14 protein-coding genes and 1 pseudogene are annotated in these 18,569 nt (G+C 72.2%); 9 read left to right on the top strand and 6 right to left on the bottom strand.

Translation table 11 applies throughout. The features are described from left to right. Positions 1-41: 41 nt before the first annotated feature. On the top strand, positions 42-1,514 hold the full coding sequence (locus F6X53_RS21130; RefSeq protein ID WP_151002294.1) for a L,D-transpeptidase family protein: 1,473 nt from the start codon (positions 42-44) through the stop codon (positions 1,512-1,514). Positions 1,515-1,593: 79 nt separating this feature from the next. On the opposite strand, the gene F6X53_RS21125 is transcribed toward F6X53_RS21130, so the two are convergent. The 3 genes from F6X53_RS21125 to F6X53_RS21115 form a co-directional block, all read right to left on the bottom strand. Then, on the bottom strand, positions 1,594-1,842 hold the full coding sequence (locus tag F6X53_RS21125; protein ID WP_151002292.1) for a hypothetical protein: 249 nt from the start codon (positions 1,840-1,842) through the stop codon (positions 1,594-1,596). A 133-nt stretch (positions 1,843-1,975) separates the two neighbouring features. Then, positions 1,976-2,692: a PhoH family protein gene (locus F6X53_RS21120; RefSeq protein WP_151002290.1), complete on the bottom strand. Its 717-nt coding sequence runs from the start codon at positions 2,690-2,692 to the stop codon at positions 1,976-1,978. Positions 2,693-3,114: 422 nt separating this feature from the next. Then, entirely contained in the window at positions 3,115-5,484 is a 2,370-nt protein-coding gene (locus F6X53_RS21115; protein WP_238298276.1) for an ATP-dependent helicase, read from the bottom strand. 157 nt (positions 5,485-5,641) lie between these two features. Between F6X53_RS21115 and F6X53_RS21110 the strand changes: the two genes are divergently transcribed. Further along, positions 5,642-5,896 carry a hypothetical protein gene (locus F6X53_RS21110; protein WP_151002286.1) on the top strand — a complete coding sequence of 85 codons (255 nt, stop codon included), beginning with the start codon at positions 5,642-5,644 and terminating at the stop codon, positions 5,894-5,896. Between the two features lie 169 nt (positions 5,897-6,065). Then, a complete protein-coding gene (locus F6X53_RS21105; RefSeq protein ID WP_151002284.1) occupies positions 6,066-9,707 on the top strand; it encodes an AsmA family protein in 3,642 nt (1,213 codons plus the stop codon). Positions 9,708-9,759: 52 nt separating this feature from the next. Here the strand turns inward: F6X53_RS21105 and F6X53_RS21100 are convergent, their stop codons facing one another. Then, entirely contained in the window at positions 9,760-11,922 is a 2,163-nt protein-coding gene (locus F6X53_RS21100) for a S9 family peptidase (protein ID WP_151002282.1), read from the bottom strand. Between the two features lie 488 nt (positions 11,923-12,410). Between F6X53_RS21100 and F6X53_RS21095 the strand changes: the two genes are divergently transcribed. The 3 genes and pseudogenes from F6X53_RS21095 to F6X53_RS21085 all read left to right on the top strand — a co-directional run bounded on the left by F6X53_RS21095 (position 12,411) and on the right by F6X53_RS21085 (position 14,202). Then, positions 12,411-12,845, top strand: a complete 435-nt coding sequence (locus tag F6X53_RS21095; protein WP_151002280.1) for a Ros/MucR family transcriptional regulator — start codon at positions 12,411-12,413, stop codon at positions 12,843-12,845. Positions 12,846-13,006: 161 nt separating this feature from the next. After that, positions 13,007-13,234, top strand: coding sequence for a hypothetical protein (locus F6X53_RS21090; protein ID WP_151002278.1), 228 nt, complete (start codon positions 13,007-13,009; stop codon positions 13,232-13,234). Positions 13,235-13,337: 103 nt separating this feature from the next. After that, positions 13,338-14,202, top strand: a pseudogene (locus F6X53_RS21085) (DUF6456 domain-containing protein). Between the two features lie 35 nt (positions 14,203-14,237). On the opposite strand, the gene F6X53_RS21080 reads toward F6X53_RS21085, so the two are convergent. Further along, positions 14,238-14,669 carry a SufE family protein gene (locus F6X53_RS21080; RefSeq protein WP_151002276.1) on the bottom strand — a complete coding sequence of 144 codons (432 nt, stop codon included), beginning with the start codon at positions 14,667-14,669 and terminating at the stop codon, positions 14,238-14,240. A gap of 90 nt (positions 14,670-14,759) precedes the next feature. Further along, positions 14,760-15,803, bottom strand: a complete 1,044-nt coding sequence (locus F6X53_RS21075; RefSeq protein ID WP_151002274.1) for a sensor histidine kinase — start codon at positions 15,801-15,803, stop codon at positions 14,760-14,762. 223 nt (positions 15,804-16,026) lie between these two features. Between F6X53_RS21075 and F6X53_RS21070 the strand changes: the two genes are divergently transcribed. From F6X53_RS21070 to F6X53_RS21060, 3 genes are all read left to right on the top strand, one after another. Further along, positions 16,027-16,314 carry a hypothetical protein gene (locus F6X53_RS21070; protein ID WP_151002271.1) on the top strand — a complete coding sequence of 96 codons (288 nt, stop codon included), beginning with the start codon at positions 16,027-16,029 and terminating at the stop codon, positions 16,312-16,314. Between the two features lie 219 nt (positions 16,315-16,533). Next, positions 16,534-17,292, top strand: a complete 759-nt coding sequence (locus tag F6X53_RS33260) for an RNA polymerase sigma factor sigma-70 region 4 domain-containing protein (protein ID WP_238296062.1) — start codon at positions 16,534-16,536, stop codon at positions 17,290-17,292. Then, positions 17,237-18,514, top strand: coding sequence for a DNA-packaging protein (locus F6X53_RS21060; RefSeq protein WP_151002269.1), 1,278 nt, complete (start codon positions 17,237-17,239; stop codon positions 18,512-18,514). Before F6X53_RS33260 ends, F6X53_RS21060 begins: the two co-directional genes overlap by 56 nt. Positions 18,515-18,569: the final 55 nt, after the last annotated feature.

The following is an 18,569-nucleotide window of genomic DNA, read 5'->3' as shown; positions in this document are numbered from 1 at the left end:
GAATCCCCCGCGGACGGTTGGTTTCGAGGACGGGGTTCCCCATGGCTTTGCGTCCGCTCGCGGCTGCGAGTCTCATCGCGTTCGCGCTCACGCTCGGCGCCTGCCAGGACGGCACGTTCGGCGGCGGCGGGTCCACCCGCCATCTCACGCCGATTCCGCCCAAGACCCTCTCGCTGATGCAGACGAAGGGGATGGCGCAGGGCGATCCCATCCTGATCCGCGCCTACAAGAAGGAAGCGGAGATGGAGGTGTGGAAGCGCGGCTCGTCCGGCCAGTACGCGCTCCTGAAGACCTTCCCGATCTGCCGCTGGTCGGGCCAGCTCGGCCCCAAGACCAAGCAGGGCGACCGCCAGGCGCCGGAGGGCTTCTACTCGATCGCGCCGGGCCAGATGAACCCGAACTCGGCCTATTACCTGTCCTTCGACACCGGCTACCCGAATGCCTTCGACCGGGCGAACGGCCGCACCGGCAACTACATCATGGTCCACGGCACCTGCTCGTCGGCCGGGTGCTTTGCCATGACGGACGAGTCGATCGCCGAGATCTACGCGATCGCCCGGGAGGCCTTCGCGGGCGGTCAGCGCGCCTTCCAGTTCCAGTCCTACCCGTTCCGGATGACGGCGCAGAACGTCACGAAATTCCGCAACGACCCGAACGCCCCGTTCTGGAAGAACCTCAAGGAAGGCTCGGATTATTTCGAGGCCCTGCACGAGGAGCCGAAGGTCGGCCTGTGCGGCAACCGCTACGTCTTCGGCGGGGCCGACGCGGCGGCGGGCTCGTGCAACCCGAAGGTCGAGACGCTGGTCGCCGAGAAGCGCGACCGGGACAACCAGGAGATCGCCGCGCTCATCGCCAAGGGTACGGCGGCGACGCGCGTGGTCTATGACGACGGCGACCAGAACCCGGTCTTCCGCAAGCAGCCGACGAGCGCCCTCGCGAGCCTCGGCTCACAATCCGAGCAGGACCCGGCCTACGCGCCCAAGGATTACGCACGTCACGCCCTCGGCGACGTCAGCCGGCCCGAGAGCCTGGCCGCGGGTCCGCGCGAGGTCGAGGTCGATGCCAAGGGCCGGCCCGTGACGCTGGCGGCCGCCGAGGCGCCGATCCCCACCAAGGCCGCGGCTGCCGCGCTCGCCCGGAAGGACGGGGCCAAGGACGGCAAGGCGGGCGCAAGCCCGACCCTGATGGCGAAGCAGGCCGAGCCCGCCAAGCCCGCCGCCCCGGCCCGCGTGACGGTGGCGGATGCGGACAGTGATCCCTCCGCCTACGGCAAGGTCTTCGGCAACCTGTTCGGCAAGGCGCCCGCGCCCGCCCCCGCGACCCCGGCGGTCGATGCCGCGCTTCCGGCCGAGCCTGCCCCGGTCCAGGCCGTGAAGAGCGCTCACGCGGCAGCCCATCCGGCGCGCAAGGCCCCGGCTTCGGTCGTGAAGTCGGCCAAGGTCGAGGCCAAGGTCGAGACCAAGCCCGACGCCAAGGCAGCGGAGAAGGGCGCGGCGGCGCCAGCGAAGAACTGAGCGCCGGCCCCGGGGATGAGACCAAAAAAGAAGGGGTCCCGTGAGGGACCCCTTTTTCCGTTGCCGGCGTACCGGGCGATTACATGCCGCGGCGCATGTCCCGACGCATCTCGTGGCGCATCATGCGGCGCTCCATGTGACGGTGCATCATGCGACGCTCCATGCGACGGTGCATCATCCGGCGCTCCATCGGGGTCATGTAGACATGGGTGATCGCGTCGGGGGCGGCGACGCCCATGGGCGCGCCCGGAGCGGCCGAAGCGGAGGTCGCGAGGCTTGCGCCACCAAGGGTTGCGAGAACGGCGAAGGCGAAGGACAGTTTCCTCACGGGGAAGACTCCTGGTCTCTGAAATCCGAGCGCGGCACCCGGTTGTGCCTCCGGGAACGAGGTCCCGGAGAAGGGTTTCGCGCTTTGCGGCGCGGCGGGCCTCCGCAGGGGCCCGCCCGCTACAACTTTCGGATTAGAGATTCGTTTCCTCAAAAGCCTTCACCCATTCGGCGCAGATGCCGGATCGGACGATGTCGTCGCGGGTGAACTCCACCACGGGGACGGGCATCATGCGGCTCTTGATGAGGTGGATGACCGTGCGCAGGCCCGAGGTCTCGCGCAGGTCCGTCTGCGACACATCGCCGTTGATGATGACCTGGCAATCGTCGCCGATGCGGGTCAGGAACATCTTGATCTCGGCCGTGGTGGTATTCTGCGCCTCGTCGAGGATGACGAGGCAGTTCTTGAAGGTGCGCCCGCGCATCACCTCGAAGGGCACGATCTCGATGTCGCCGGTCTTGAGGGCGATCTCGAAGGCGGCCTGGCCCATCCGCTCCTTCATGGCCTCGGTCAGGGGGGCGACCCAGGGGGCGATCTTCTCCTCGAGGGTTCCGGGGAAGAAGCCGAGGGAGCGGCCCGAGGGGACGTTGGGCCGGGTGATCACGACCTTGGCGATCCGGCGCTGCCGGAGCAGGTCCGCCGCGCGGGTGCCGGCGATGAAGGTCTTTCCAGTGCCGGCCGGGCCGAGCACGATGACTTGGGCGTTGAGGGCGAGGGCGTCGAGGTACTCGGCTTGACGTTCCGTCAGGGGTTGGATGGGGTTTAAGTTTCGCTCGTCGTCGAAGCGGGTCCGATGCATGCGGACCGGGCGATCTTCCACCAGCTCAAGTCGTGCGCGCCGTCTTTTCATCGATCAACACTCCAACTGGACTTGCCAACCTGGACTTGCCAATGCGCCGTATCACGAAACCTGTCTAACTGCGTCGCTCCTCTAACTCTGAGCCAATCGCAAGCGGGCACGCAGGTTCCACCGCGCCGCGCAAAGCCTGTGGAGAGCGCGCGACCGTCCGGACGCGCGGGCTGATTCGACGCATGCAATGCCCGCACCATGCGCGGCCGGCCACGACGGGCGCGTGACTCCGCGCGGGCAAAGCTGCGTCAAATCGGCAACAAAGGGAGAAACAGGAGAGCGACGGGTCGGGCGCCCAGGGAGCGCGCGGGACAGGCGGGATGACGGTGCACCCGACACGACCTCAGCCCTTGCTCGCCTGGTTCAGGCGATACCGGCCGACCCTGCCGCCCCCGAAGTCCGGGCTTGGCCGGCGGGACGCCTCACCCCGGCTGGAGGAAGCTGTCGAGAACCATCTTGCGACCCGCCTTATCGAAGTCAACGGTGAGCTTGTTGCCGTCGACCCCCGCCACGGTTCCGGGGCCGAACTTGGTGTGGAAGACCCGCATTCCTCCCAAGAAGGCCGAGGCGCTGCCCGTCGATTTGGCGATCAGCTCGCCCTCGATCTGGCGCGGGCCGCCGGAGCGGGCGCCCGCCCGCCCGCCGGGCGCGGAGCCGAAGCCCCGGCCGCCCCCGGCCGCGTTGCTGGCATTCGTGTTGGCCTGGGCCCGCTGCCAGCCCGGCGTCCCGTAGGACGAGCCGAAGGGCTGCGGGTTGCGGTCGAAGCGCGAGGCGCCGGCCGAGAAATGAGCGGGCGCCTCGATCACGTCGACGCTCGCCTCCGGCAATTCGTCGATGAAGCGGGAGGGGATCGTCGAGGACCACAGGCCGTGGATGCGCCGGTTGACCGCGAAGGACAGCTTGGCGCGCTTGCGCGCCCGGGTCAGGCCCACATGGGCGAGGCGGCGCTCCTCCTCGAGCCCGGCGCGCCCGCTCTCGTCCAGCGCCCGCTGGTTCGGGAACAGGCCGTCCTCCCAGCCGGGCAGGAACACGGTGTCGAATTCCAGGCCCTTGGCGGCGTGCAGCGTCATCAGGCTGACGCGCTCGGCCCCCTCCGCCTCGCTCGCATCCATCACCAGGGCGACGTGTTCGAGGAAGCCCGCGAGATCCGGGAACTCCTCCATCGAGCGCACGAATTCCTTGAGGTTCTCGAGGCGCCCGGCCGCATCCGCCGACCGGTCCTTCTGCCACATCTCGGTGTAGCCGGATTCCTCCAGGATCGTCTGGGCGACCTCGGAATGGGGCATCTTCTCGACGGCCCGGGCCCAGCGGGAGAAGCTCTCCACGAGGGCGCGCAAGGTCGAGCGCACGCGGGGCTTCAGCTCGTCCGTCTCGACGAGCCGGCAGGCGGCCAGCAGCAGCGGGATCCGCTCGGCCCGCGCGTAGCCGTGGAGCTGCTGCAGCGTCGCGTCGCCGAGGCCGCGCTTGGGCGTGTTGATGATGCGCTCGAAGGCGAGGTCGTCGGCGGGGTTGGCGGTGATGCGCAGATAGGCCAGCGCGTCGCGGATCTCGGCTCGCTCGTAGAAGCGCGGGCCGCCGATGACGCGGTAGGGCAATCCCAGCTGGACGAAGCGATCCTCGATCTCGCGCATCTGGGCGGAGATGCGCACCAGCACGGCGATCTCGGAGAGCGGGTGCTTCTTGGCCTGGAGGGATTCGATCGATTCGGCGAGCAGCCGCGCCTCCTCCTCCGAATCCCAAGCGCCGCTGATCGTCACGCGCTCGCCCGGCTCGTCCTCGGTGCGCAGGGTCTTGCCGAGGCGGCCCTCGTTCTTGGCGATCAGCCCGGAGGCGGCGGCCAGGATATGGCCGGTCGAGCGGTAATTGCGCTCCAGCCGCACCACGGCGGCCCCGGGGAAATCGTGCTCGAAGCGCAGGATGTTGTCGACCTCGGCCCCGCGCCAGCCATAGATCGACTGGTCGTCGTCGCCGACGCAGGCGACGTTGCGGTGCCCCTGCGCCAGCAGGCGCAGCCAGAGGTACTGCGCCACGTTGGTGTCCTGGTACTCGTCGACCAGGATGTAGCGGAAGCGTTGCTGGTAGTTCTCCAAGACGTCCGGGTTCTCGCGCCAGAGCTTCAGGCAGAGGAGCAGCAGGTCGCCGAAATCGACGGCGTTGAGGGTCGCGAGCCGGGCCTGGTAGGCGGTGTAAAGGGCGCCGCCCTTGCCGAACGCGAAGGCCCCGGACTCGCCGGGCGGCACCTGCTCGGGGCCGAGGCCCCGGTTCTTCCAGCCGTCGATGGCGTGGCCGAGGGCGCGGGCGGGCCAGCGCTTCTCGTCGATGTTCTGGTCGGCGAGGACCTGCTTCATCAGCCGGATCTGGTCGTCGGTGCCCAGGATGGTGAAATCAGATTTGAGCCCGACGAGCTCGGCGTGGCGGCGCAGGATCTTGGTGCCGATGGCGTGGAAGGTGCCGAGCCAGGGCATGCCCTCGCCGGCCGGACCCACCAGCGCGCCGATGCGCGCCTTCATCTCGCGGGCGGCCTTGTTGGTGAAGGTCACGGCCAGGATATCGAAGGGCCGGGCCCTGGCCGTGGCGATGAGATGGGCGATCCGGGTCGTCAAGACCCGCGTCTTGCCGGTGCCCGCGCCCGCGAGGACGAGGACGGGCCCGTCCGTGGTCTCCACGGCCCGGCGCTGCTCGGCGTTCAGCCCCTCCAGATAGGCGGCGGCGGCGGGCTTCAGGCCCGCCATGGCGCGGGCGGCGATCGAGGTCGGGGCGCGGGGCGCGCCGTCGTCGGGTCGAGGCGTCATCGCCGCATCAGGGGGCTTCTGCATCGGCCTTCACTGGACCAAAACGCGAACGGCGTCGAGGGTCCGGCGGGCCCGGAACACCGGCGGCCGGACCTTGATCGGGCGGGGCGGCGGCGTCACATCGCGTCCGATCACCCCTCGCATCACGGGACACGCCATGCGCGCGCCGCATCTCGCCGCCCTCTCAGGTCTCTCGGCCCTCGCCGGGCTCGCGGGCACCCCGGCCCTCGCCCAGGGGCTGCCGAGCCGGAACCTCAACCGCATCAACGACGCGCTCGCCCAGCAGAGCGAGGCGCGGGCGCTGCGCCAGCAGCAGACCACGCAGACGAACCAGCTGCGAATGCAGATCCAGCGCAACGAGATGCTCCGGCCGCTCCCAGGCCCCGCCCCGGTCATCGTGCCGCGGCGCTGATCCCGCCCCCGGGTTCACCCTGGCGGCGGATTGGGCGCGAGGACCGGCTTCGGTATGCTATGTCGGCTCCGGGGGCACGGGGCCGGCCAGCCCTGTCGGGCGCCGGAGGCGGCATCGTGGTCCCATGGAACCCGCCCTGGGGCGCGGGACACGAGGCGGAACGAACACGGTGCGTGACATCCTGACCGCGCTCGCGGGCGCCGTCATCCTGATCCTCGTCGCGGCGCTCGCCGTCCCGCCCGTCATCGACTGGCAGGGATTGCGGGCGAGCGTCGACCGCGCGATCGGCCGCTCCCTCAACCTGCAGGCCCGCAGCGAGGGCCGCATCGAGGTGCGGCTCCTGCCCTCGCCGCGCCTGCGCCTCGACCGGCTGCATCTCGGGGCCGAGCCGGGCAAGCCCGCGCTGGACGCCCGCTTCGTCAAGGCCGAGATCGCCCTGACGCCGCTGCTCAAGGGCGAGATCCGCTTCACCGAGACCCGGATCGGCCGGGCCGAGGTGAAGCTGCCGGTGACCGAGGGCGACGCGATCCTGCTGCCGCCGGACCTCGACGCCGCCCTGCGCGGGCGCGATCTCGCCATCGAGGACCTGCGCATCCAGCAATTCCTCCTGACGACCCTGGTGCCCGCCACCGGGCGCACCGATCAGGTCGGCGCCGAGAACCTTCGGGTGCAGACCCCGTCCCTGGCCGGGCCCTGGCGGGTCGAGGGCGCGAGCGGCGGGGTACCGTTCCGCCTCGCCAGCGGCGAGCCGGCCCCGGATGGCAGCGTCACCGTGAAGGTCTCGGGCGGCGGCGACACGCAGCCGCGCTTCGAGGCCGATGCCCGCATCACCCTCGTGCCCCTCGACCCCGCCGCCGAGCCCCGTCCGGGCCAGCCCCGCGCCGTGGTTCCGGAATCCGAGGGCTCGGCCCGCCTCGTGGTCGGGCCGCCGACCCAGGCCGCCGGCGCCTACCTGCCCTTCTCCCTCGGCGGCAAGTTCAAGGCGCGGGGGCCGCTCGCCCGCTTCGAGGGCGTCAATGCCGAGATCGATCCCGGCGGCCAGGCGATGCGCCTCGCGGGCTCCGGCCAGATCGACCTGCGCAACTGGCGCGCCGGGCTGAGCCTGGAGGCGCGCCGGGTCGATCTCGACGCCTTCCTGATCTCGACCGCCGGCCAGGCCCTGATCGCCCGCGGGATGCCGCGCGGCGTCACCGGGATCCCGATGATGCTCGACCTCGACCTCACGGTGGAGAGCCTGGCGCTCGGCCTCGAGGATTGGCAGACCCTCAAGCTCGCCGGCACCCTCGACCGCACTGGCGGCTTCCTGCTTCGCCGCTTCCAGGCGCTGGCGCCGGGGGCGGCGGCGCTCGCGGGCAGCGGCGAGATCGACACGGAGCCCGGCCCGCGCTTCACCGGCCAGGTCTCCCTCAAGCCCCCCGCCTCGGACGGAATCGGCCGCTACCTGCGCAAGCTCGGCTTCGAGGGGCCCCTCGTGAGCCTGCTCGACGGGCGCCCCGTGGAGGCCAGCAGCGATCTCTCGGCGGCGGCCCCCGACTTCTCCCTGCGCAACCTGCGCCTCCGGCTCGGCGAGGCGAGCGTCACGGGCAATGCCCGCTACGCCACCGGGACGGCGGCCGCACGCGGGCGCTTCGACGCCCAGATCGCGGCGCGCGGGATCGACATCGCGGCGCTGCCCTCCTTCAGCAACGCGCTCGCGAGCCTGCACGGCCGCGACATCGGCCTGACCATCAAGGCGCGGGACGTGCGCTACGGGCCCTCGGGCGCGAATTCCGGCAACGGCACCATCGCGGCGAGCATCCAGTCGGACGGCAGCAGCCTCGTCGTCGACAGCCTCGACGTGACGGATCTCGCGGGCGCCAACGCCAAGTTGTCGGGCCGGATCGACCCGGACGGCGCCGGGCGGATCACCGGCCGCGTTTCCGCCCCCGTCGCGGCGCCGCTTCTGGCCCTCCTCGACAAGGTCTGGGTGGCGGAGGCGCGCCTGATCCCGGGCTTCCTGCGGGCGGGCGCCCTCGATCTTGGGATCAGCGTGGAGCGGGGCGCGGGCGAGGCGGAGGCCCTGCGCAGCACCGCCACCGGCACGGCGGCGGGGGGCAGCCTCGACGTCTCGCTCCTGAGCCGCGCCGGCCACGTGGACAGCCTCGACCTGACGATCGCGACGCCGCGGGCCGGGACCTGGTTCGGGCGCGACGACCTCGCGGGCCTGCGCCAGCCCGCCCGGCTGGTCCTCTCGGGCAAGCGCGCGGCCTCGGGCGCGGGCCTCGACCTCACCGTCGGGGGCCTCGTCGCCGGGGTGACGCTCGCGACCGCGAGGCCCTTCGCCCTCGCGCCGGAGGCCGGCCCGCCCCTGTCCGGCACGCTGCGGGCGGAGGGCGCGGATCTCGGCCCCTTCCTGCCCCTCCTCGGCGCGGGCCCGCTGCCCGGACCCTGGCCGGCGGATCTCACGCTCGACCTGTCGCGCGCCGGGGCGGATGCCCGGGCCGACCTCTCCGGGACGGTCGCGGGCGGCCGCCTGTCGGCCGCGCTCGTCCGGGCGCCGGACGGCGCGGTGACCGGCACCGGCAGCCTCGACCGGCTCTCCCTGCCGCAGCTCGCCGCCGCCCTCGTGGTGCCGGCAGCCGGGCGCGCACCGGAGGCGGCCGCGAACTGGTCGGGCACGCGCTTCGCTCCCCCGCCGCCGGGCCGGGCGCGGCTCGACCTCGACCTGCGGGTCGCCACCTTCGAGCTCGGGCGCGGGCTCACCGCGACCGCGACGGCGTTCAAGCTCGGGCTGGACGAGGACGGGCTCGCCCTGCGCGGGCTCGTGGGCAATCTCGCGGAGGGGCGGCTCTCGGGCTCCGCCACCCTCTCGCGCCAGGGCGCCGCCGCGGGCCTCTCGGGCGAGGGCACGCTCACGAACGCCTCGATCCCGCTTCTGGCCGATGGCGGCCCGATCCAGGGGCGCCTGAGCGCTGTCCTGCGCTTCGGCAGCACCGGCGAGAGCCCGGCGGCCCTGATCGGCAACCTCGCCGGCAGCGGCGAGGTCACGCTCGCGGACCTGATCGTTCCGGGCGCCGATCCCTCGGGCCTCGGCCGGGCCCTGACCCGCTCTCTCGGGGAGGACGATCCCCTGCGCGAGGGCCGCCTGCAGGCCATCGTCGGAGAGGAACTCGCGGCGGCCCCCGCCAAGGCCACGGCGCCGGCCGCGGCCCCCGCCACGATCGTCGGCGGAACCCTGCGCGCCGCTCCCCTCGACCTCGATCTCGGGGCTGCGCGCTGGAGCGGCACCCTCGGCTACGATTTCCGGACCGGGCGGCTCGACGCGCGCGGAACCTTAAGCGGCGGCGCCGGCCCGAAGGATTGGAGCGGCGGCACCCCCTCGGTGCAGCTCGGCATCGCGGGGCCCCTCGCCCACCCGGCGCGCAGCCTGGATGCGGGAGCGCTGACGAACGGCCTCGCCGCCCTGGTGCTCCAGCGGGAGCTGGAGAAGATCGAGATCCTGGAGGCCGATCAGGTGGAGCGCCAGCGCCGCCGCGCCCGGGTCGAGATGGACAAGGCCCGCGCCGCCGCGATCAAGGCCGCGGCCGAGAAGGCGGCCGCCGAGAAGGCCGCGGCGGAGAAGGCCGCCGAGGAGGCGGCGCGTCAGGCGCGCCAGAGGGCCCAGCAGGCCGCCGCCGAGGAGAACGCCCGCCAGAGCCGCGCCCGCGAGGCCGAACAGAGCCGCGCCCGCGAGGCCGAGGACGCGGCCCGCCGCGCCCGCAGCGATGCCGAGAGCCCGCCCCCGCCGGAGGGCCAGCCGATCGAGATCCGCCCCCCCGCGGCACAGCCCTGATTCAGGCCCGGCTTCCGGAGGCAACGCCCCTGGACGCCGGGTGGCGCGACGCTCAGCTGTTCGACGTTCGGCCGACCGCCAGCAGCGCGAAGGCGTAGATCAGCCCGACTTCCTCCAGGCGGTCGAAGCGCCCGGCGGCGCCGCCATGGCCCGCCTCCATGTTGATCCGCATCAGGATCGGGCCGCCCCCCGTCATGGTGGCGCGCAGCTTCGCCACCCACTTGGCCGGCTCCCAATAGGTCACCCGTGGGTCGGTGAGGCCGCCGAGCGCCAGGATCGGCGGGTAGGCCTTGGCCGCCACGTTGTCGTAGGGCGAGTAGGACAGGATGGTCTCGAAGGCCTGCGGGCTCTCGCCGGGATTGCCCCATTCGGGCCATTCGGGCGGGGTCAGGGGCAGCTCGCCGTCCAGCATGGTGTTGAGCACGTCGACGAAGGGCACGTCCGCGATGATGCCGGCGAAGAGCTCCGGCGCGAGGTTGGCGACCGCCCCCATCAGCATGCCGCCGGCGCTGCCGCCATGGGCCACGATGCGCCCCTCGCCGGTGTAGCCCGCGTCGATCAGGGCGCGCGCGCAGGCGACGAAATCCGTGAAGGTGTTGGGCTTCTTCTCGCGCTTGCCGTCGAGATACCAGCGCCAGCCCTTCTCGGTGCCGCCGCGGACATGCGCGATGGCGTAGACGAAGCCGCGATCGACGAGGGAGAGCAGGTTCGTCCGGAAGGCGGCCGGCATCAGGGTGCCGTAGGACCCGTAGCCGTAGAGGAGGAGCGGGGCCGAGCCGTCCAGCGGCAGGTCGCGCCGGTGCAGGAGCGAGATCGGCACGCTCTCGCCGTCGGGGGCGGTCGCGAACAGGCGCCGGGTGACGTAGGCCGCCGGATCGTGCCCGCTCGGCACGCTCTGGCGCTTGCGCAGCTGCCGGGCGCGGGTGACGCAATCGTAATCGTAGGTCTCGGCCGGCGTCGTCATCGACGAGTAGGTGAAGCGGATCAGCGCCGTCTCGAACTCGTGGCCGGGCTGGAGACCGAGGGAATAGGCCTCCTCCGCGAAGGCCACCGCGTGCTCCTCGCCCTGCATGTCGCGGACGATGATGCGCGGCCGGGCATTCTCGATCTCGAGCCGAACCAGGTGCCCGCCAATGACGTGCTGGTGGCGGATCATCACGCCGGCGCGATGCGGGATCAGGTCGCGCCAATGCGCGCGGCCCGGCGCGTCGCGCCGCGTGGTGACGATCTTGAAATCCTCGGCCCCGTCCGCGTTCGTCAGGATGAACAGGTGCTCGCCCCAATGCTCGACCGAGTAGATCAGCAGCGGCGTGCGCGGCTCGACCACCTGGAGCTCCGCGCGCGGCGCCGTGCGGTCGAGGAGGAAGACCTCCGAGGTCTCGTGGTCGCTCGCCGTGATGGTCAGGAAGGTCTTCGACTGGGTGGTGCCGAGATGCACGAAGAAGCCGGAATCGCCCTCCTCGTAGATCGTCGTGTCCGCGTCCTGGGGCGTGCCGAGCAGGTGGCGCATGACGCGGGCCGGCCGGTGATTGGCATCGACCGCCACGTAGTAGAAGGCCGAGGCGTCGGCGCTCCAGACCGCCTCGCCCGACGTCGCCTCGACGAGATCGTCGAGATCCTGGCCCGTCGCGAGGTCGCGGACCCAGATCGCGTAGAGCTCCGAGCCCTTGGTGTCCGCGCTCCAGGCGAGCCGGGCATGGTCGTCGGAATGGACCGCCGCGGCGAGCTCGAAGAAGGGCCGGCCCTCGCCTTCCTGGTCGCCGTCGAGGAGGATCGTCTCCCCGGCCTCCGCCCCCTCCTCCGCGATGGTCTCGGTGTCGCGGCCCGTGAGCACCATCAGGTTGCGGGGGCGCCGGCAGATCAGGGGATGCTGCCCGCCCTCGCGGTGGCGCGTGTAATACGCGAAGGGCCCGTCGGGCTCGGGCACGCCGCTCTCGTCCTCGCGGATGCGTCCGCGCATCTCGGCGACGAGGCGCGTGCGCAGCGCCGAGACCTCCGCGAGGGCCGCCTCCGCGTAGGCGTTCTCGGCCTCGAGATGGGCCAGGATGTCGGCCGGGAGCGCGGCGGGATCCTTCAGGACGTCGCGCCAATTCTCCGCCTTGAGCCAGGCGTAATCGTCGGTGAGCGTGCGGCCGTGCACCGTGTAGCTGTGGGGACGGGCCTCGGCGACCGGCGCGTCGGTTCGAGCGGTCAAGGTGGAGCGGTCAGACGCCATCGCCGGATTCCATTCGAGAAGCGGGGGGCGGCGCGGGGCCGCCGTCGGCTGCATGTGCCGTGCGGGCGGCCAATGAGCAAGGCACCCGGCCGGATCGCCGAGGTTTCGCGGACGATCCCCGCCCGGGAGAGATCCGCGCGCCGGCCCTCCTGGCGCGGACAGGGCGCGACCCGGCGGCACAACCTAAGAGTGCCTCTACTGGACAAATCAGGCCGCAAGCGTGGCCCGTCCATTTTTGTCAAATTGAAATATTGTGCAGAAAAGTTGAATTCACGTATCCATGCATAGCCGGTCTGTCTTGCGAGCGCATTCTGAATATCCTAGAGAGATGTCGTGGTGGGAGGGGCCATCACCCTTCGAATATCACTTGCGGGTAGGCAGGCGGAAGCTACAGGGGCTGTCCGCTGGACAAAGAGTGACCGCGGTACGATCCGTACCTGACGCTCGGAACGCGATGCCTGCGCCGCGCCAAGGGAATCTTTCCAATCATGAACGATACGGACCAAGCGGTCGATTACATCGAACTCGCGGCTGACATTGTCTCGGCCTATGTCAGCAACAATCCCGTCCCCCCGTCTGAGCTCGCGCAGCTGATCGGCCGCATCCACGCGGCCCTCGTGCAGATCGCCAGCGGGCAATCGGAGGCCAAGGCCGCGGCCGCCCCGCAGCAGCCCGCGGTGCCGGTGAAGAAGTCGGTGACGGCCGACCACATCATCTGCCTCGAGGATGGGCGCACCTTCAAGTCGCTGAAGCGCCACCTGCGCGCCAAGTACGATCTCAGCCCCGAGCAGTACCGGGCCAAGTGGGGCCTGCCGCCGGATTACCCGATGGTCGCCCCGAACTACGCCAAGGCGCGCTCGGACCTCGCCAAGGCGATCGGTCTCGGCCAGACCCGCAGCGGCGATTACGACGAAGCCGCCTGATCCCGACTAACGGCATCGCCCCGGGGCGCCTCCGCAAGGCGGGCTCCGGGCCGCATTGCGCCGGGGAACGGGCCGCGCCCTGCCTCATTATGCTCTGGAGGTGACCGCTCCGCTTTGGGCCGCGGCTCGGAGCGGGCAACCCGGCTGATCCGGAGGCCGCCATGAAGCAACGCCAGGAGAACGAGTCCCAGGAGAACCAACCTCAGGAGCCGACGCAGGGCCTCGCCGAGACCAACGCGATCCTGGCCGAGTGGGCGGCGCGGTCGGCCGTGGAGAGCGCGCCGCTGATCGCCCGGCTGGAGCGCATGGGCTACGCGGTCCGGGGCAAGTCGGAGGAGGAGATCTCCGAGGTGCTGAAGCACCCGCCGACGCAACCCGCAGCAGCGTGACGCTCCACTGGGGAAACGGCGTCAAGTCTTGATCTAGGATAGATTTCCGGTACCTCAGGTTCCGTGGCGCAACCTCCGTTGCGTCTGCGTTGCGGAACAAATCATGAACAAACAGTCCAGATCCGGTTCCCGCCTCCCCGCCTCGGTTGCCGAGACCACTTTGCCCCGCGAGACCTTGCCCCGCGAGGCCCTGCGCCTGCTCGCGGCCCTCGCCGCCTCGGGCGCCTACGCCTTTCCGGACCCGATCGAGGGCGACACCCTGCTGCTGCGCAGCGGCGGCGGCGGGGTCTCGGTCGGCGGCGGCCGCTTCCCGGCCTCCTGCGGCGACAGCCTGGTGGCGGCCGACCTCGCCCTGCGCGAGCCGGGCCCGCGGGGCCGGCTCACCCTCAGCGCCGCCGGGCAGGCCCGGCTGCGGCGCGCGCGCGTTCGGCCCGGAGGCGGCGTTCCTGGCCCAGCATCTCGACCTCGTGCCGGATGCGGAGGAGCCCGGCGCCCCGGGGCGCCTGCGCGACGCCGCCGAGAGCCCGCTCGCCTGGATGGCGCGGCGGCGGGGCCGCGACGGCGCGCCGCTCCTCGACGCCGCCGCCTACGAGGCCGGCGAGCGGCTGCGGCGGGACATGACGAGCGCCATGATGCTGCCCCGGATGGGCACGGATTGGGGGGCGCCGCGGGTCGACGGGTCGGGCCCGCGCGATCCGGCCTCGGCCTCGGACGCGATCCTGTCCGCCCGCCAGCGGGTGCGCGCCGCCCTCGATGCCGTCGGCAGCGACCTGTCGAGCCTGCTCCTCGACCTCTGCGGCCACCTCAAGGGGCTGGAGCGGATCGAGCTGGAGCGGCGCTGGCCGGCCCGCTCCGCCAAGGTCGTGGCCCGCATCGCCCTGGGGCGCCTCGCCGAGCATTACGGCCTGGAACGCGAGGCGGTGGGGCCGGAGCGCGCCCGCACGCGGCTGTGGCGGGTGCGGGCCTGAGGCCGCGCGGAAGCCGGCGGCGGGTGCGCCCGCCCCTACTGCGCCGGGGCGGCGAGCCTCAGCGCCTCGCGCTGGATGCGCTCGTTCATGGCGCGCAGGCCGCCCGCCCGCTTGGAGCTGATGTGGTTGCCGAAATCGAGCTGCTTGAAGACGTCGAGGCCGTTGGTCGCCACGATCTCGTCCGGGGCCTTCCCGTCATAGATCGCGATCATGATCGCCACGAGGCCGCGGGTGATGCTGGAATCGCTGTCGCCGAGGAAGCGGACCCGCGGCCGCTCGCCGCCGGTCTCGAAGCGCGAATCGAGCCAGACCTGGCTCTCGCAGCCATGCACCCGGTTCTCCTCGCTGTGCCGGTCGGCGGGCAGGGGCGCCATCGCGCGGCCGAGCTCCATCACGTAGCTGTAGCGCTCTTCCCAGTCCTCGATCAGTTCGAAGTTCTCGATGATGGTCGCGATCGGAGGGAGCATCGGCAGCCGGTGAGGATCGAAGGAGTGTCGGGACAGGATATAGGGGCGCGCGGGCCGCGATGCGAATCGGCGCGCGTGCCCGGGCTCGGCTCAGCCTTCGGCGGCGCCCCGGGTCTCGGGCAATTGCAGTTCGAGCGGGTCGGCATGGGTGGCCGTGCCCCGCACCGCGATCTCGGCCTGGGCCGCATAGGCGGCGATGAGACGCGGCCCGAGCTTGGGCACGTTGGGGCGCCCCGATTCGGGCGCGTCGCCCGCGCCCGACACGATGCTGAGGCGCACCGGCCCGCCCGCCGTCGCGTCGATGTCGATCGCGATGGTGCAGGCCACGCTCTCGGCGGTGGCGTCGAGGCATTCGGCCACGATCTCGGCCACGATCATGCCGAGGGCGTTGGCGGTGCGCGGCTCGACGAAGCTGGTGCCGCGCCCGCCCACCGTGACGCCGATGCGGCCGGCCCGGCGCAGCTGGCCGAGGCCCGAGGCGAGGCGGTGGAGGTAGTCGCGCAGGTCGATCGAGGCGATGTGGGGCGCCTCGTGCAGGTGCTGCTGCACCAGGGCGATCGCCCGCACCCGCTGGCCCAAAGCCTCGAAGCTGCCCCGGCAGAGCTCGGGGGCGGCCCGGCCGTAGAGGCCGATCAGGCTCACCATCACCTGGAGGTTGTTGCGGACCCGGTGATAGACCTCGGCGAGCAGGGTCTCCTTCTCGACCAGGGCCTTCTCGATATTCTCCTCGGCGTGCTTGCGGTCGGTGATGTCGAAGCAGGATCCGAGATAGCCCTGGAACGCGCCCTCGTCCTCGAGGGGGCGCCCGGTCTCGAGGAGCCAGCGATAGGAGCCGTCGTGGCGACGCAGGCGGAACTCGACCACGAAGGGCGCGCGGCTCGCGTAGGCGTCGGCGACCAGGGCGGCGTGGCGCTCGAAATCATCCGGGTGCAGGCCCCGTCGCCAGCCCTCGCCGATCTCCTCATCGGCGGTGCGGCCGGTGAAGGCGAGCCAGCACTCGTTGTGATGGACCACCTGACCGCTCTGATCGGCACGCCACATCATCAGCGGGACGAAATCGGCGAAGCGCCGGAAGGCATCTCCGACCTCGAAGCGGCCCGGCGTCGTCCCGGTCGATGGTGTGTCCGCTGCCATGGTGCTCCCGATTCGCCCTTTGACCCTGGCTGATGTGCGCAATGCAGGCGCCGGTCAACGTGCCGCGTGGGACGCCGTTCCGGCGGGCCGTCCGCACCCGCTCATGAGAGTGCCGCGGCGCAGCGAAAACCGGGATCCCGGGAAAAATCCAAGGTTGTATCTTTCGCCATCGTTACGACCTGCGGACGATGCGTGCGGGTCCGGTCCGCGACGCGGCGCGCCCATGGAAGGCCCGGACGTCCCGCCCCATATCGGCCGCATGACATCCCTCGACACCATCTTGCAGACTCTCGACGCCCTGATCGCGGCCGACGACCCGGTCGGGCTCGAGGCGGCGGACCGGGCCATCTGGGATTACCTGGCCGGCTTCGACGGGCTCAGCGCCCAGTCCCAGGCGGCGGCGGACCTCGCCGGCGCCCTCGATTCCTGGCCCGTCCGCTCGTCCCTGACGCCGACGGTCCGCGAACTCGTGGCCCGCCACCGAAACCGCCTCGCCGAGCCCTCCGCCTGAGGGCACGGCGCGGCGCACCCGGCCGGCTCGCGAAGGGGAGCGGGCCGGCGCGGCCCCTGCCCGGGCCACCGCTTCGGCCCCCTGGCGCCGGGCACGAACGGTCGGCGAAACATCAGAATAAAAGCTGATCATAGGTTTTTATGGTTGACAGCGCGACGCTCCTTCGCTATCAATGACCCACGCTCCAGAAGTGTGACGAGACGGGCGGCGGAGGCGGTCATGGCGCTGGCGGGCCATCCTCCGGAACGCCAAGAGGCCGTGGCGCGGCTGATGTGCGGGACCGACCGCACCATGGCGTCGATCGCGGCCGAGACCGGCGTGCCGGCCAACACCGTGAGCAGCTGGAACCGCCGCGCCGGCTGGCGCCCGCCCATCTACGCGAAGCCCCGCTCCGCCGACCCGGCCCTCTGGCCGGAGACGCGGCGGGCGGCTCTCGCCCGGCTCTACCACAACCCCGCGATCGACCTCGCCGACCTGGCCGCGGCGCTCGGGGGGACGCGGTCCGGCGGGCGCTCCCTGTTCAAGGCCTGCGGGCTTCCCCCGCGCCGCCGCAAGGCCGGGTTGCCGCCCGCGCCCGCCGATCCCGGCCGCACCCGGGATGGGCCGAGCCTGCGGGCGGCCCTGCGCGGCCACGTCGCCCGGCAGATCGCGCTCTTCGATGCCGGCCTCGACGCGGCGCTCCAGGGCCAGAGCCCCGGATTGGCGGATTCGGCCAAGGTCCTGCGCGACCTCGGCGGGCTGAAGCGCCTGCTCGACGAGCTGGAATTGGCCGAGGGGCGCGGCCTCCTGCCGGGCGATGTTGCGGGAGGCGGCCATGGCGATGCGCACGAATCCGCGCCAGGCGGCCCCGCTGCCGGCGATCTGCCCGCCCTGCGCGCGGAGATCGCGCGGCGCTATGCGGCGTTCGCAGGCGAGCGGCCGGATGCCGGCCTTCCTGGCGAGCCTGCCGGCCCCGCTCCTGGCCTCGCTCGCCCATGATTGGCTCCACCTCGCCCGGGCCGACCAGCTGCCGCCCTGCCCGCAAGCGGACTGGACCACCTGGGCGGTGATCGGGGGGCGCGGCTGCGGCAAGACCCGGACCGGGGCCGAGTGGGTCAGCGCCCTGGCGCAGGGCGATCCCGCCTTCACGGCCGAGCCGGTGGGGCGGATCGCCCTCGTGGGCGAGACCTACGCGGATGTGCGCGACGTGATGATCGAGGGGCCGTCCGGCCTCCTCGGACTGCCGCGGCGGGGCTCAGCCCCGCGCTGGTCCCCCTCCCGGCGCCGGGTCGAGTGGGCGAACGGCGCCCTCGCGCTGGCCTTCTCGGCGGAGGAGCCCGATTCCCTGCGCGGCCCCCAGTTCGGGGCGGCCTGGTCGGACGAGGTCGCCAAGTGGCGCACCCCGGAGGCCACCTACGACATGCTGCAATTCGGGCTGCGCCTCGGGCGCCATCCGCGCAACCTCGTGACCACGACGCCGCGGCCGATTCCGCTGATCCGGCGCCTCCTCGCCGACCCCGCGGTGGTGGTGAGCCGGGCCCGCACCGCCGACAACGCGGGAAACCTCGCCCCCGCCTTCCTGGAGGCGGTGGTAGGCCGCTACGCCGGCACCCGGCTCGGGCGCCAGGAGCTCGACGGCGAGCTGATCGAGGACCGGGCCGACGCCCTCTGGACCCGCGCGGGCCTCGAGGCCGGGCGCCGCGACCGGGCGCCGGATCTCGGCAGGATCGTCGTGGCGATCGATCCCCCGGCGAGTTCGGGGCCGCGGGCGGATGCCTGCGGGATCGTGGCGGTGGGCAGCGACGGGAGCCACGCCTACGTCCTGGCCGACGCGACCCTGAGGCGCGCCGTCCCGCAGGCCTGGGCCTCGGCGGCGCTCGCCCTCTACCACCGGCTCCAGGCCGACAGCCTCGTGGTCGAGGTGAACCAGGGCGGCGAGATGGCGAGCGCGGTGCTGGCCGAGATCGATGCCGGCGTGCCGGTCACGCCGGTGCGGGCGACCCGGGGCAAGTACCTGCGCGCCGAGCCGGTCTCGGTGCTCTACGCGCAGGGCCGCGTCCACCATGTCGGGCCCCTGCCGGAGCTGGAGGACGAGATGTGCGATTTCGGGCCCGAGGGCCTCTCCTCCGGCGCCTCGCCGGACCGCCTCGACGCCCTGGTCTGGGCTGTGACGCACCTGCTGCTGCGCCCTGGCGCCGAGCCGCGGATCCGCCGGCTCTAGGGATCCGGCGCGGGGCCGCCCGCGGCCGGGAGAGGCGCCATCGTCTTCACTCGCG

The sequence above is a fragment of the Methylobacterium soli genome, from assembly GCF_008806385.1.
GTDB classification, from domain to species: Bacteria; Pseudomonadota; Alphaproteobacteria; order Rhizobiales; family Beijerinckiaceae; genus Methylobacterium; species Methylobacterium soli.
The sequence above is the reverse complement of the archived record's forward strand: the minus strand, read 5'-3'. Positions and strand labels throughout refer to the sequence as shown.

Coding starts and splice junctions, on each gene's coding strand:
- F6X53_RS21130 (WP_151002294.1), top strand. CDS start 42: ATGGCTTTGCGTCCGCTCGCGGCTGCGAGTCTCATCGCGTTCGCGCTC.
- F6X53_RS21120 (WP_151002290.1), bottom strand. CDS start 2,692: ATGAAAAGACGGCGCGCACGACTTGAGCTGGTGGAAGATCGCCCGGTC.
- F6X53_RS21115 (WP_238298276.1), bottom strand. CDS start 5,484: ATGACGCCTCGACCCGACGACGGCGCGCCCCGCGCCCCGACCTCGATC.
- F6X53_RS21110 (WP_151002286.1), top strand. CDS start 5,642: ATGCGCGCGCCGCATCTCGCCGCCCTCTCAGGTCTCTCGGCCCTCGCC.
- F6X53_RS21100 (WP_151002282.1), bottom strand. CDS start 11,922: ATGGCGTCTGACCGCTCCACCTTGACCGCTCGAACCGACGCGCCGGTC.
- F6X53_RS21095 (WP_151002280.1), top strand. CDS start 12,411: ATGAACGATACGGACCAAGCGGTCGATTACATCGAACTCGCGGCTGAC.
- F6X53_RS21090 (WP_151002278.1), top strand. CDS start 13,007: ATGAAGCAACGCCAGGAGAACGAGTCCCAGGAGAACCAACCTCAGGAG.
- F6X53_RS21080 (WP_151002276.1), bottom strand. CDS start 14,669: ATGCTCCCTCCGATCGCGACCATCATCGAGAACTTCGAACTGATCGAG.
- F6X53_RS21075 (WP_151002274.1), bottom strand. CDS start 15,803: ATGGCAGCGGACACACCATCGACCGGGACGACGCCGGGCCGCTTCGAG.
- F6X53_RS21070 (WP_151002271.1), top strand. CDS start 16,027: ATGGAAGGCCCGGACGTCCCGCCCCATATCGGCCGCATGACATCCCTC.
- F6X53_RS33260 (WP_238296062.1), top strand. CDS start 16,534: ATGGCGCTGGCGGGCCATCCTCCGGAACGCCAAGAGGCCGTGGCGCGG.
- F6X53_RS21060 (WP_151002269.1), top strand. CDS start 17,237: ATGCCGGCCTTCCTGGCGAGCCTGCCGGCCCCGCTCCTGGCCTCGCTC.